The 13933-nt window shown below is 69.4% G+C and carries 11 protein-coding genes; 7 read left to right on the top strand and 4 right to left on the bottom strand.

The genetic code is table 11. From position 1 onward, the window contains the following. Positions 1-328 precede the first annotated feature (328 nt). Positions 329-910: a PEP-CTERM sorting domain-containing protein gene (locus TsocGM_RS17225; RefSeq protein WP_126726704.1), complete on the bottom strand. Its 582-nt coding sequence runs from the start codon at positions 908-910 to the stop codon at positions 329-331. Positions 911-1861: 951 nt separating this feature from the next. On the opposite strand from TsocGM_RS17225, the gene hisB reads away from it, so the two are divergent. Continuing rightward, the gene (gene hisB, locus TsocGM_RS17220; protein WP_233578986.1) at positions 1862-2452 is read left to right on the top strand and encodes an imidazoleglycerol-phosphate dehydratase HisB; all 591 of its coding nucleotides are present in this window, start codon (positions 1862-1864) and stop codon (positions 2450-2452) included. A 132-nt stretch (positions 2453-2584) separates the two neighbouring features. Beyond that, a complete protein-coding gene (locus tag TsocGM_RS17215; protein WP_126726702.1) occupies positions 2585-3586 on the top strand; it encodes a lysylphosphatidylglycerol synthase transmembrane domain-containing protein in 1002 nt (333 codons plus the stop codon). Between the two features lie 50 nt (positions 3587-3636). Here the strand turns inward: TsocGM_RS17215 and TsocGM_RS17210 are convergent, their stop codons facing one another. The 3 genes from TsocGM_RS17210 to trpE form a co-directional block, all read right to left on the bottom strand. Beyond that, entirely contained in the window at positions 3637-4095 is a 459-nt protein-coding gene (locus TsocGM_RS17210) for a VOC family protein (RefSeq protein ID WP_126726701.1), read from the bottom strand. Between the two features lie 579 nt (positions 4096-4674). Beyond that, complete coding sequence (locus tag TsocGM_RS17205) at positions 4675-5412, bottom strand: PEP-CTERM sorting domain-containing protein (RefSeq protein ID WP_126726700.1); 738 nt, start codon at positions 5410-5412, stop codon at positions 4675-4677. A gap of 306 nt (positions 5413-5718) precedes the next feature. After that, complete coding sequence (trpE, locus tag TsocGM_RS17200) at positions 5719-7290, bottom strand: anthranilate synthase component I (protein ID WP_126726699.1); 1572 nt, start codon at positions 7288-7290, stop codon at positions 5719-5721. A 316-nt stretch (positions 7291-7606) separates the two neighbouring features. On the opposite strand from trpE, the gene TsocGM_RS17195 reads away from it, so the two are divergent. The 5 genes from TsocGM_RS17195 to TsocGM_RS17175 all read left to right on the top strand — a co-directional run bounded on the left by TsocGM_RS17195 (position 7607) and on the right by TsocGM_RS17175 (position 13025). Then, entirely contained in the window at positions 7607-8122 is a 516-nt protein-coding gene (locus TsocGM_RS17195; protein ID WP_126726698.1) for a UvrB/UvrC motif-containing protein, read from the top strand. A gap of 73 nt (positions 8123-8195) precedes the next feature. Continuing rightward, positions 8196-8687 carry a UvrB/UvrC motif-containing protein gene (locus tag TsocGM_RS17190; RefSeq protein WP_126726697.1) on the top strand — a complete coding sequence of 164 codons (492 nt, stop codon included), beginning with the start codon at positions 8196-8198 and terminating at the stop codon, positions 8685-8687. Next, the gene (locus tag TsocGM_RS17185; protein WP_126726696.1) at positions 8684-9754 is read left to right on the top strand and encodes a protein arginine kinase; all 1071 of its coding nucleotides are present in this window, start codon (positions 8684-8686) and stop codon (positions 9752-9754) included. Before TsocGM_RS17190 ends, TsocGM_RS17185 begins: the two co-directional genes overlap by 4 nt. Positions 9755-9803: 49 nt before the next feature. Further along, positions 9804-10541 carry a J domain-containing protein gene (locus tag TsocGM_RS17180; RefSeq protein WP_126726695.1) on the top strand — a complete coding sequence of 246 codons (738 nt, stop codon included), beginning with the start codon at positions 9804-9806 and terminating at the stop codon, positions 10539-10541. Positions 10542-10802: 261 nt separating this feature from the next. Beyond that, the gene (locus TsocGM_RS17175) at positions 10803-13025 is read left to right on the top strand and encodes an RNA polymerase sigma factor (protein WP_126726694.1); all 2223 of its coding nucleotides are present in this window, start codon (positions 10803-10805) and stop codon (positions 13023-13025) included. Positions 13026-13933: the final 908 nt, after the last annotated feature.

The following is a 13933-nucleotide window of genomic DNA, read 5'->3' as shown; positions in this document are numbered from 1 at the left end:
AGCGGGCCCCACATCCGGGGCGGATCGCACCGATCGGCCCGCTCCGATCTCCGTGGTTCGTTCCCTCGCTCTCGATCCGGTGGGGACGAGTGGCAACGGCAGGTGCGCGATCGATGGCTGGGCGTCAACGCCCGGGAAGTTCGGCCTCGCAAGCGAGGGGAGACGAGCCGGCGAGGCCAACCGCCTCAGGTTCGATGAAACCTCGATGCTCGCCGGACCCCGAGAGCAGAGCAGCGAGGAGAGCCCCGACGGGCGAAAGATCGCCCGTCGAGCCCCGATGGTCTTCGGGGCCCTGGCGGCCGGCGGCCGCCAGGGTGAGCAGAGTCACTCAGGCCATCGCCCGCCGAGAGCGACGCAGCCCGGCCAGCGCCAGGCCGGCACCGCCGCAGAGGACCAGCGCCACGCTGGCCGGCTCGGGGACGGCGGTGACCAGCGTGCCGGCGGCCGTAATCGCCGTGTTCGGCCCGCCCACCTGGCTGAACGTGATGTTGAACTCAGCCCCAAACGCCTGGCTGCCCGCCGGGAACAGCGTTCCGGGGGTGAAATTACCCTTGACGTTGAAGGACTCGTTCTGGGAGTCGGACATCAGTCGGGTGATCGCCGTCCCGACGAAGGTGCCGAAGGCGGCATTGCCGAAGGTGAACGTGGCCGGAGTGTTCACGTCCAGCGTCGCCACGCCGAGGTTTTCCGGGGAGGTGACATAGGTCGCGAAGTCGCCGGTCTGCGAGCTCGTGGTCAGCAGAAAACTCAGGGCGAAGGTGGTGGCCGTGTTGACGTTGCCGGTGTCGGTCGTCGTGGACCCGATGTTGACGACACCCTGAGTGCCGACGATCGGGTTGGCCTTGGCCTGGCCCCCAATGGACAGGGCGATCAGACCGATCGTGAGGCAAGCGAGAACGTTACGACGCATGAGGCGGTCCTCTTTGCTCCCTTGTTTCCAGCGTCCCTGCCGAATCAACCACCCCGGGCCCGGGGAACACCCTCATACCCTATGACAGAAGCCCGGGCTCGTGCGACCATGACACAGAACACTGTCCTATGTCCTGATCCCACATGATGACTAGAGATAAACTTCGGCCGTCGTTAATACAAGAGTGAACGAGCGAATTTCCTCGACTGTTTCCGGAAGGCCGCATTTCGTTTATTAAACCGGACATCGGCGCTGTTGATGCCGATCATGTTTGGTGTTCAACGACTTGTGGATGGCCTTCTTACGCGAATGTTCGTCCAGAGCGCCGGGCGGTTTTGGCCGATCAGCGTTCGAGACGCGTTTCAACAACGGACCAGCCTTCCCAGACCTCCCGCCCGATCATTCGCGTGTTGCGATTTCTCAACCCGATCACCGTGCCTTGACGGCCGAAGGGGGCGTCCTCCCCCCGTTCGATCGGAGGGTTCTCGGCCGATCGCAGACGCTGTGCCGAGGTTTGGTCGGTCGCCTTGCTCGGTCGTCATGGGGGCGATTCGGATGGATTGCCGCTCGATTGCGCTCGAGCAAGATATCAGGCAGTGCGTCCGTCGGCGAGAGGGTTGTGACCGATTTTGTGGAGGGACTTGGTTCGGGTCGCCGACCGGGGGCGATCGATTGCGTCGGGTCGAGGGTCCGCTGACGCGCCGAGGGAGCGATCCGGGGGGGCTCGATCCGGCCGGAGGCCGAGCTTCGGAAGCCCGACCGGGGGGGCGTTCGGGGTCGCCCTGGGCTTTGGAGAATCGATCGATCCTGGGGAACGGCTCGGCGGCTCGGGGCGGATTGACGGGGCCGGGGGGCCGCTGATACCGTCGACGCGATCCGGTCCTCGATGCCGACGCCCGAGGCCTCGGCGTCGGCTCTGCCACCCTCGTCCTGTCCGAATTGAGGCTTGCCGTGCCCGATCGCTCCGCTGAGATCGTCCGCAAGACCAAGGAGACCGACATCCGTCTGGTCCTGGGGATCGACGGTGACGGCCGGTCCTCGGTCCAGACCGGGGTGGGCTTCCTCGACCACATGCTCGACGGCTTCGCCCGGCACGGTTCCTGCAACCTGGAGGTCCGCTGCGAGGGGGACCGCCACGTCGACGACCACCATTCAACCGAGGACGTCGGGATCTGCCTCGGCCTGGCGATCGACCAGGCCCTGGGGGATCGGGCTGGCATCCGGCGCTTTGGCCACGCGATCCTGCCCATGGACGAGGCCCTGGTTCTCTGCGCGATCGATCTGGGGGGGCGCCCGTTCTTCTCGTGGGAGGCTTCCTTGCCGACCCCGAAGGTGGGCACGTTCGACACCGAGCTGGTCCCCGAGTTCTGGCGGTCGGTCGCCACGCTGGGCCGGATGAACCTGCACGTCCGCCTGCTCTCCGGTTCCAACAGCCACCACGTCATCGAGGCGATCTTCAAGGGGCTGGCCCGGGCGTTGCGGGACGCCTGGGAACCCGATCCCCGATGCGGCGGGATTCCCTCCACCAAGGGCAGCCTCTGACGGAACTCGGGCCCTTCCCGGCGGGGTCGTGTTGTCGGGACTCCCGGCGGTTGCTTATCGTTTCGGCAGCGAGGGGGGCGGGACGGCCTCCCGGAAGGTCTCGAAGTGCCCCGACCCGCCGAGCCGAACCCGATGACGCGAACCACCCGGTCCCTGCTGGTCAACCTGACGCTCTCGGTGATCGCACTGGCCCTGCTCGGTCTGGCGATCTCCTCCAACCGGGAGCAGCTCCGAGCGGTGATGGCGCGGAAGGTCGACGGCCCGACCTTCGCCTTCGGCTTTGTTGTCTACCTCTCGGCGTTGGTGCTCACGTTCCTGCGCTGGTTCGCGCTGGTTCGGGCGCTCGGGCTGCCCTTCCGCGTGGCCGACGCGATCCGGCTCGGGTTCATCGGCAACGTCTTCAACCTGGTGATCCCGGGGGCCGTCGGCGGCGATGTGATCAAGGGGGCGTTCCTCTGCCGGGAGCAGGCGAAGAAGACCCAGGCGGTGGCGTCGATGGTCATCGACCGCCTGCTCGGCCTGATCGGCCTGTTTCTGCTGGCCGGTCTGGCCGGGGCGTGGGCGTGGTCGGGGTCGACCCGGGACGTCCGGATCCTGATCGGTCTGGCCTGGGCGGCGTCGGTCTCGGGGCCGATCGGCCTGGCGATCCTTTTCAGCCCGGCGCTGTTCCGCCCGATGCTCCGGCTGGTCGCCGGTCGGGGGAAGCTCGGGGCCATTCTCGCCGAGCTCGTGACGGCGGCCGGCGTCTATCGCTCGAAGCGGCCCGTGGTGCTCGGGGCGCTGGCCTCGGCGATGCTCAGCCACGGGCTGTTCGTGCTGGCGTTCTACCTGGTCGACCGCGCGCTCTTCCGCTCCGAGGTGCCGAGCCTGGCGGACCACTACGTCGTGGTCCCGTTATCGATCTTCAGCACCTCGGTCCCGCTGCCGTTCGGGGCGCTGGGCCTCAGCGAGCAGGTCTCCGACTTCCTCTTCCAGCAGGTCGACCACCCGGGAGGGGCCGTGGCGATGATGGGCTTCCGAGCCCTGATGTACGCCGGAGGCCTGCTCAGCGTAGTCGTCTACCTCGCCAATCTCCGCCAGGTTCGATCGCTCCGATCCGACTCGCCGGAGCCGGTCCCGGGCCCCGGCGCCTGATCCGATCCGATCCGATCCGATCCGACCGCCCTCTCGGACAGGGGCCGCCCTCAGCCCTGCTCGATCAGAGCGACCAGCCGGCCGGACGGCTCCCGGACGTAGACGTCCCGGATCCCGAACTCGTTCTCCCGAGGAGGCACCACGATCTCGACCCCCTCCAGCCTCGGCAGCACCGCGTCGAGGTCCGAGACGGGCAGGCAGAGGATCAGCCAGGGCAGGTGGTCCCCGCCGTTGAGCACCTCGGGGGAGAGCCGTCGCACACTTTCCCGAGTTCGGTAGACCAGCTCCACCTCGTCCCTCGCCAGGAGGATGAAGTCCAGACCGTCTTTCCCCGGGATCCGAATGCGGGCCTCGAAGCCGAGCCGATCGACCCAGAACTCCAGGCAGGGCTCGACCCGATCGACCAGAAAGACCGGCGTCAATCGGCCGAAGCTCGCCGTCGGCCGCTGGGCGGCCGGGGCCTCCTCCAGCAGGGCTGGACCCGGCATCGTACTCGTGCTCGTGCTCATGCGATCATCCTTCCGGAAGCGGGGGAGGGAGGCCCGGTTCTGGGCCAGCAGGCCCGTCTCGGGCATCGGGCGGGAGTGACCGATCGGGAGTCCTTGGGGAAGGTCGGGACAACGCGACTCCCAGCGCATCGATCCGGAGTGCCCGCCGACGCTCACCTCCCCACGCGAACACCGGGCCGATGGGGGTCGGTTCGCGTGTTAATTTCCTAAGCCGCATCAGGATCGGTCCTTGCGTCGATCCCTCGGCCGGCTGGTCGGCGTCGGCGTCGTGGCCGCTGCCCGAGATCCCGACGCCGATGCGAGCGGGACGGGCAGCTCCGCCCTCTCGACCAAAGTCAACGACCCGGTCCCCTCGATCGTCGGAGGGGCCGGGTCGCGCTGGGGTTCAACGTTCTCGAACGGAACCGGGAGGGGGAATCGGATGACGGGAGGGATCAACCGATCGGCCCTCCCCGGCCGAACCTGCATCGCTTCTCCCGGTGCTCCCGGAGCTGGTTGCCAAGGCCCGCTCGAGGACTCCGGTCGTCGCTTGAGCTGCTCCGGGCCGCTTCCCGGAGACGGCGTCCGGTCCGCTCGCGATCAGGAGGCCGGTCTTCGACGCCGGGCCCGCTGGATTCCGGCGACTCCGGCCAGCCCCGCCAGGGCGAGGACCGCGGTTGACGGCTCGGGGACCGCGGAGACGGGGACGCTGCGGGTGAAGGTCAGGTCGTCGACGGCGATGCCCCGGTTGCGGACCTGGAAGGCGACGATGTCCGCCTGGTTGCGCTGGAAGCCGCGGAAGGCCCCCTGCTCGTCGGCGGTTCCGGAGATCTCCCACGAGGGATCGTCGGACAGGACGATGTGCTCGAGGATCGTGTCGCCGGCGCCGAGGATCAGGACCTCGGGGCCGGGTTCCGGGTTCTCCGGTCGGTAGTTGATCAGGGCGCCGACTCCCGAGACCGGGGTGGCGAAGCGGTAGGTCATGATGCCGGACTCGCTGTTGAGGCCGGTGAAGCCTCCCCGACCGTCCCGAGACCACTTCCCGTTGGACCCCAGGCCGAAGGGCTCGTACACGGCGGTGAACTGGCCGTTGCCGATCAGCCCGTTGCCGGAGGTGGGCTCCCAGGTGACGGTTCCCAGCGAGTTGCCGATGACCTGAGCGGTGGTCAGGTACATCGGGTTGGGGGAGAAGTTGAACTGCTCGAAGTCGATGACCTCGACCGGGCCGAGCAGGCCCGAGGGCGAGGTGACGAACGCGGCCTGGCCACGTTCGGCCGCGCAGGAGAGGAGCGCGCAGAGAGCCAGCGCCCCGACGATGCGAGAGCGTCTCGGGTACATGCCTGGTATCCGATTCGTTTGTTCGCGTTTACATCAATGCGGACTGACCGCCGCGTCTCCAGCCGGGCCCTCGTGGACCGGCCGCCCCGATATTCCGGGCCGCGGGTCTGCGTCGATGGTGGCCCCGAAGGCATCCTCGCTCAAGGTCACTCATCATCGCGTGCCGAAATGCGACGTGTGCTCTCGCCTGAAAGTTGACTTCCCTCGTCACCTCGGCCGCGATTGTTGCGGCCATGCATCGGCGCGTTGCCGACACCCCACATCGCGCGCGGACCGGGGGCGCCGACGCCCGGGGCGACGGGCCGATCACTTCGAGGGCCGTCGCGGGGCCTCCCGGCCGCAGCGCGCGGGGGTCAGGCGATCCTGGGCCAGCTCGATCGCCTTGAGCATCCCCCGGGCCTTGCTGACCGTCTCCTCGTACTCGGTTGCCGGGTCGCTGTCGAAGACGATCCCGGCGCCGGCCTGGATGTCGGCCGTGTTCCCCCGGACGACCAGCGTCCGCAGGGCGATGCAGGTGTCCATGTTCCCGGTCGAGTCGATGTACCCGACGGCACCGCCGTAGGGGCCTCGGCGGGTCGGCTCCACCTCGTCGATGATCTCCATCGCCCTCACCTTCGGCGCCCCGCTGACGGTGCCGGCCGGCAGGCCGGCGCGCAGGGCGTCGAAGCAGTCCTTCCCCTCCTCCAGCCGGCCGACCACGTTGGAGGAGATGTGCATGACGTGGCTGTACCGCTCGACGGCCATCACCTCGGTCAGCCGGACGCTGGCCCGCTCGGCCACTCGGCCGACGTCGTTGCGGCCCAGGTCGATGAGCATCACGTGTTCGGCCCGCTCCTTCGGATCGGCCAGCAGCTCCTCGGCCAGCCGGAGATCCTCCTGCTCATCCTTGCCCCGCTTCCGGGTGCCGGCCAGGGGGCGGATCGTCACCTCGCCGTCCTCGACGCGCACGAGGATCTCGGGAGAGGAGCCGATCAGGCAGAAGTCCTGAAACGGCAGGTAGAAGAGGAACGGGCTGGGATTGACCACCCGCAGCGCCCGGTAGATGTCGAACGGCTCGGCCGTCGTTTCCACTCGGAACCGCTGGCTGGGGACGACCTGGAAGACGTCTCCGGCCTTGATGTACTCCCGGCAGCGTCGGACGGCGTTCTCGAACTCCTCCCGCGTCATGTTCGAGGAGGGCTTGAGGCTCGGCTCTCCCGAGGTGTCGATGTCCACGGGGGGCAACTCGGGCCCGGGGCCGGAGAGGCGGGCGACCAGCTCCTCCAGGCGCTCGGCGGCCTGTTCGTAAGCCGCCCGGGCGTCGGCCTCCCCCGGGTGCTCGGGGCGGGCCTGGGCCACGACCAGGACGGTCTTGCGGATATGGTCGAAAATGACCATCCGGTCGTAGAAGTTGAAGGCCAGGTCGGGCAGGCCCCGGTCGTCGGGAGGGGCATCGGGCAGGCGTTCGGTGTAGCGCACCGCGTCGTAGGACGCGAAGCCGACCGCCCCGCCGCAGAATCGCGGCAGGCCCGGCAGGTGGACCGAGCCGTACTTGAGGACCAGCGTCCGCAGCTCGTGGAACGGGTCGGGCGACTCGAATTCCCAGGCGTGGGTGATGTCGTCGTTGGGGAAGATCGAGACGCGGTTCCCCCTCGCCTCGAACCGGAGGAACGGCTCGGTGCCGAGGAAGCTGTAGCGGCCGACCTTTTCGCCGCCGACGACGCTCTCGAACAAAAACGACGGCCCGGGGCGAGCGATCCGGGCGAAGGCCGAAACGGGGGTCAGGCCATCGGCCGTCAGCTCCCGATACACTGGTAGGCCGGGGGCCCCGCTGATGATCGCCTCCAGGCGGTCGGGTCCGGGGTGGAGGATCGGCCTGGAGGGTCGAGGGGGCGTCATGGCTCGGGTCGGCTGGGGTGGGGGCGGATCGGGAGCGCCGGGGCCGGGAGGGCCCCGGGCTCGCGGAGGGATCTTATCAGCCCGTCCGGCCGGACGACAAGCGACGGCCCGTCCCGGACCTAAGCGCTTCGGCGCCGGCCGGCTAGGGCGGATCGCGGTTGCTTGACAGGTCGGGGGGCGTCACTACAATGGAACCCGATCGTCAACGCTGATGCAACTCGGCCCCGCCCCCGGCCCGGACGGCACCGCGACGCGGGTGCCTGGGCCTCACTCCGGCGGGGCCTGCCGGTGGGGCTCGGGCCCGGGGACCGCGGCGATGAAGTGCCAGAAGTGCTCCAAGCCGGCGACCTATCACATTACCGATCTCGACCCCGAGGTTCCGGGGAAGTTCGCGGTCTTCCATTTCTGCGACGAGCACGCCCTGCAACACCTCGCCCCGGCCGCCTCCAAGCCCGACAGCCTGCCCGTCGGCCAGCTCGCCAAGGATCTCGTCTCCGGCTCCTCCGCCAGCCGGGAGCCCTCGCCGGCCGATTCGCTGAGCTGCCCGAACTGCCAGATCAGCTTTGCCGAGTTCCGCTCCACGGGCCGCCTTGGCTGCCCCTACGATTACGAGGCGTTTCGCGACGAGTTGATGCCCCTGCTGGAAAACATTCACGGCGAGGTCCGGCACTCCGGCAAGGCCCCCAAGCGGGCCCCCCGCACCAGCCGGCAGCAGAATACCCTGATCCGCCTCCGCAACGACCTGAAGCGCGCCATCGCCGCCGAGGATTACGAGGCCGCCGCCAAGCTCCGGGACGAGATCAAGTCCCTCGAGCAGGAGCAGGGACGGTGAGCCGACCCGGCCGCGGGGCGCCTCGCCCCGTCCCGACCGCCCCCCCGTCCCGATCCCCCCGGAGCCCGGTGCCATGATGTGCCAGCTCTGCTCCCGGGAGGCGTCCGTCCACCTCAGCGAGACCGTTGACGGCACCCGCCGCGAGCTTCACCTTTGCGGTCCCTGCGCCCGGAAGGCCGGCCTCACCCCGCCCGATCCGCCGCCGAACGCTGCCCTGGAGGCGGTCGTCGACCACCTGATCGTCCAGCATGTCGGGGAGCTCGTCGGTGAGCTCGCCCGCGCCTCCTGCCCGCTGTGCGGCCTGAAGTTCATGGACTTCCGCACCGGGGGGCGGCTCGGCTGCCCGAACGACTACGAGGCCTTCTCCCAGGGGCTGTCGCCCCTGCTGCGCACGGCGCACGGCGCCACCCGACACGTCGGCAAGGCCCCGAGGAAGCGGACCCCACCCGGCCGCTCCCCCCGCCTCCGGCTCCGGGCCCGCCTGCGAGAGGCCATCGCCCGAGAAGATTACGAGCTGGCCGCGACGCTCCGGGACCAGCTCCGCCAGGAGGATGCCGACCGATGAACCTCGACGCCCTGACCCGCACCTCCGGCGAGTGGCTCCGCGGCACCGGGCCCGAGAGCGACATTGTCATCTGCTCCCGCATCCGACTGGCCCGAAACCTCGCCGATTTCCCCTTCACCTCCCGCGCCAGCGACCCCGAGAAACTCGAGATCGAGCGCGTTTGCCGATCGGCCATGGACAAGGCCGGCCTCGACCTGGAATACCAGTCCCTCGTCGACCTCGGCCTCCTCGACCGCCAGCTCCTGGTCGAACGCCAGCTCATCAGCCGGGAGCTCTCCGGCGGCGACGGCCCTCGAGGGGTGGCCGTCGGTCCCCGCGAGAACATGTCGATCATGGTCAATGAGGAGGACCACCTCCGCATCCAGGTCATGAACTCCGGCTTCAGCCTCCCGGAGGTCTGGGAGCAGATCAACGCCCTCGATGACCGCCTGGAGGAGCAGCTCCACTTCGCCTTCAACCCCCAGCTCGGCTACCTCACCTCTTGCCCCACCAACGTCGGCACCGGCATCCGGGTCGGCGTCATGCTCCACCTGCCGGCCCTGGCCAACACCAAGCAGATCGAGAAGGTCTTCCGAGCCCTGCACAAGATCAACCTCGCCGTGCGCGGTCTTTACGGCGAGGGAACCCAGGCCGACGGCGATTTCTACCAGATCTCCAACCAGCAGACCCTCGGCAAGAGCGAACGCGAGCTGATCCGCAACCTGTCCGACGTCGTCCCCCAGATCATCTCCTACGAGCGTCAGGCCCGTCAGGAGTGGATTGCCCAGCGCCGCCAGCACCTGCACGACCAGGTCAGCCGCGCCTACGGCGTGCTCAAGACCGCCCACACCATCTCCAGCTCCGAGACGATGCACCTGCTCTCCAGCGTCCGCATGGGAATCAACCTCGGCCTGATCGACGACCTGGAGATCCGCACCGTCAACGAGTTGTTCATCCACACCCAGCCCGCCCACCTCCAGAAGATCCAGGGGGAGGAGCTTGAGGTCGACGAGCGCAACATCGCCCGAGCCGGCTATATCCGCCGCCGTCTGACCGCCGACCGTCACGAGGAGGGGCCGGCGGACTAAACTCCTCGGGGAACCCTCTTGACCGCCTTCGGCCCCGGGGCTCATCGCGATGCTCGACGGCCTCGACCTCGATCCTCATGACATCCTCGGCATCGATCGCCAGGCCGACGCCTCGGCGATCCAGGAGGCCTTCCGCCGCAAGTCCAAGAAGCACCACCCGGACCTTGGCGGCGACGAGTGGGCCTTCCGCATCGTCGTCCGCGCCTACGAACTCCTCACCCGACGGGAGTTCTCCCCCTTCTCCGGCCCGTTCCCCTCGCGACCTCCCCACGACTACAACGACTCCTCCCTCGACCCCGATCCCGGCCCCGTCGTCGACTGGGCCGCCGACGCCGAGCGGGTCCGCCCCGGCGTGAAGGACCGAGACTATCCCCCGTCCCGCATGGTCCTCGTCGAGGTCCTCTGGCTCCGCCTGGAGGTCTCCGACATCTACGCCCTGCTCGACCGCCGCGAGCCGACCAGCTTCAGCGGATCGCTCCACCTCACCTGGCCCGACCCCGAGGCCGGCCTCGACGGCCCGATCGACCCCGAGGAGCTGCACGCCGTCCTGTCCGAGCTGGCGGACGCCTTCGACCAGCTCCGCTCCCGCCCGGGCGTCCAGAACGCCCGTAGCCAGTCCTCCCGGGGACGCTTCGAGGCCTGGCTCAGCTTCCCCTCCGGCCGAGAGGCCTGGACCGCCTTCACCGCCCTCCGCCCCCTGCTCAACGCCCGAGGGCTGGGCGTCCGCCAGCTCACCCGGGAGCTGACCATCCCCCGGGACCCCGACGGCGCCCCCTCCTCCCGGTAACCGCGTCTCCGTCCCCCGCCGAATCGTTCCCTCGCCGGCCGTTCTCCCGGTATCGTGTAACCGATCCGACCCGGGCGGGCAGTACCGGTCGGAGACCCGAACACGGGGGTCCGGATTCTCGCGGAAGGCGGTCGGTTGGTCCCGGGTCGGCTCGGGGCACGTTCGGGAGGACCCCCGTCCCGGGGGCGACTCGACCCCGGCCGTCCCACCTCCCTCGTCCGCATCCGGGGGAATCCGGGAGGAGGAACGGGGGCTGATCCGATGGCGGGAGCACCGGTCGGGGCCGCGATGCGGCAGGTCGAGCGGATCTTCAACGGCGCCGGGACGGTGGCCGGGCTGACCGAGGCCCAGCTGCTCGATCGGTTCGTCGAGTCGCTCGACGACGCCGCCTTCGAGGCGATCGTCCGCCGCCACGGCAGCGCCGTCCTGGCCGTCTGCCGACGCTTGCTGGGAGACCCTCACGAGGCCGAGGATGCCTTCCAGGCCACCTTCCTCGTGCTCGCCCGCAAGGCGAGTCGCCTCAGCCGGTCGCGTCCCCTCGGCCCCTGGCTCGTCGGCGTGGCCTACCGGATCGCGTCCAAGGCCCGAGTGGCCTCGGCCCGGAGGAGACGCCGAGAGGCGGTCGCGGCTGCCCGTCGGGCGGAATCGATCCTCCCGACCGATCCGATCCTCGTCGACCTCGGCCCCCTGCTCTGGGAGGAACTCCACCTCCTCCCGAGCAAGTACCGCGACCCGGTCGTCCTCTGCTGGGTCGAGGGCTACTCGCACGACGAGGCCGCCAACCTCCTCTGCTGGCCGATCGGCACGGTCAAGGGCCGCCTGCATCGCGCGAAGGAGACGCTGCGATCGCGGCTCTCCCGACGCGGGGTTGGCGTCTCCGCCGCCTGCCTGTCGAGCTGGTACGCCACCGAGGCGATCGCCGCGAGCGTCCCCGCCCCCGTGCTCGGCTCCACCGTGACCTCCGCCGTCGCCGTTGCCGGCGGCGCCGCGATACTCGCCGGGTCGGTCCCGGTCGGCGCGGCGCTGCTCGCCCGGGGAGCACTCCGCACCATGGTCCTGACCAAGCTCTCGATCACCGCCGCCTCTGTCGCCCTCGTCGGCGGCTCCCTCGCCGGGGGCTGGGGGCTCGTCGTCCCCGAAGCCGGCCAGGAATCCTCCTCCAGCGCCATCTCGACGATCGCCTCCTCCTCCTCCTCGGAGGACGGGGCGATTGCCTCGACTCCGGTTGATGTCCCTCGGCCGGCGACGTCGAGCACCGAACCCTCCCAACGCTCGACCCCCGCGGCACGCCTCACCGAGACGAACCCCGCCCTCGAGCAGGTTCTCCCCGTTCGCTCGTCCGACCCCCAGGACAGCCCGTCTCAGTCCGAGCTGGAACGGCTCAAGACCCAGCTCGTCCGGGCGGCGGTGGATCGCCTGAACTCCCGGCAGCGGGCCTTCGAGGCCGGAACGATCTCGATCGATCACGTCCTCGACGGGGCCCGGGCCTTGCTCGACGCCCGGTTGAACCTGGCGGACGCAGCCGAAAAACGCGCCGTGACCGAGCAATACCGAGACGACCTCGCGAGCCTCTTCTCAAGCATGAGTGAGAAGCACCGCCTCGGCACCGCCTCGAGCGATGACATCACCGAGGTCTCGCTCGCGCTCACCGAGGCCGAGCTGATGCTTGCCCAGCAGCCGGCCGAGCCCTTCGTGAATTCCCTGGCCACCCCGACCCCGACCCCCTCCTCTCCCCTCGTTCCCGCGGTTGCCCCGCCGCCCGCACACGCGTTACCGGACCCGATCGCCCAACCATTGGCGGCCGCTTCGTCGATCGCCAGCGACCCCTTCACCAGGCCCTCGGGCCCCGAGTCCCTCCCGGAGCCTTCTCGGGAGGTCGGCGCCTCGCTCGGAGGAGGTCTCCGCAACGTCGACGAAGAGGACCTCGGCCAGACTCCCGCCGCGGTCGCCCAGCGACGCCGCAGCTCCGACCCCGCCTCGAAGGCCATCCTGACCGCGCTCAACCGGCCGATCTCCCTCCCCTTCGACCAGGAGACGCCGCTCTCCGACCTGCTGGATTACATCCGCCAGGGGACCGTCGATGACGAACTGAGCTTTGGGATCCCGATTTACGTCGACGAGGTCGCGCTCCAGCAGGCTGATCAGTCGCTCCAGTCTCCGATCAGGATGAAGATGGAAGGGATCCCCCTGCGCACGACCCTCTGGCTCATCCTGCGACAGCTCGACCTGGTCTACACCGTCATTGATGGAGTGCTCATCATCTCGAATCCCGATCGCCTGCACGAGACACTGCTCGAGACTCCCATCTTCGACGGGCTTCCCGACCTCCTGGACGAGCCTGCGGTCAACTTCGGCGGTGCCCGGCAGGGATCGGCCGCCTCCGGGCCCGTTCCCCTCCCCGTCGACCCTTCGCTCGGCTCGCCTGCTCCCACTCTGGTGCCCGCTCAGCCATCCTTGCCGTCAACCCCCGCCCAACCCTTCTGATTCCGGAGATCTCGGATCTCGGATTCCTCGAATCCTGGGATGGCCGGGGTTGTGTCGGCCCCGAGTCGCGAGCCCCCCCAACGGGGAGCGACCCGACCCCCGCCTCCCGCCGATCCCACCGTCGGCGGACCGATCCTTCGGGAACATCCCGGGGAACCAGGATTCGGGGAGCCGCCTCGGCCCCCAGGAGGCCCGCCCTGGTCGGGATCCCCCTCCGACCGGGAGCATTCCTTCACCACGCCCGCCCGGCCCCGCGATCCTCTTGGTGTCGGCCCGAGCTTTCGCTCCCGGGAGCGACTCCTTGGCAATCCGGACGTCTCCTCGATCGGCCTCCGTTCCTCGCGTTCTCCGTGCGGAGCGAACCCATCTATGAGAGGGGGACTGTCAAGCTGCCGGTGCAGGTTCGGTGGGCTCGGGGCCCCGGCACCTCCCCCTCGCCGTCGGCGTCGGTCGGCCTGCCCGTCCCAGACCACGCCCACCAGCGATGCGGCGGTGCACCCCGGCACACCTCCCCTGAGCCACAGGCCGAGGGGAGGCCCCGGCCCGCATCCTTCTCCACGAGGCTCGGCCGACGTGACGTGGACGCTCAACCATCTATGCGGGATCGTCCGGCCAGGCCGGACGTCGCCAGGAAAGAGGATTCCGAGGGACGCCGCCACTCAATGTCTCGGCGGTCAGCGGCGGGGCCGCCGCCGGGGTTCGCTCCGGGGTCATCCCTCAGGTCGTCACGCCCACCGGGCGGTGGCTCGACAGGTCTCCGGCTCTTGGTGATGGATCGTCCCTTCGGCTTCGGCTTCGGCTTCGGCTTCGGCTTCGGCTCAGGTCGCGGCCAGGCGGTACGGCGTCATCGTCCGCAGCAGGGCGACCATCACCCCCAGCAGCCGACGCGCCACCGCCACGATCGCCTT

The organism is Tautonia sociabilis (assembly GCF_003977685.1).
Lineage (GTDB): Bacteria > Planctomycetota > Planctomycetia > Isosphaerales > Isosphaeraceae > Tautonia > Tautonia sociabilis.
This window is presented reverse-complemented; position numbering and strand designations above follow the sequence as displayed.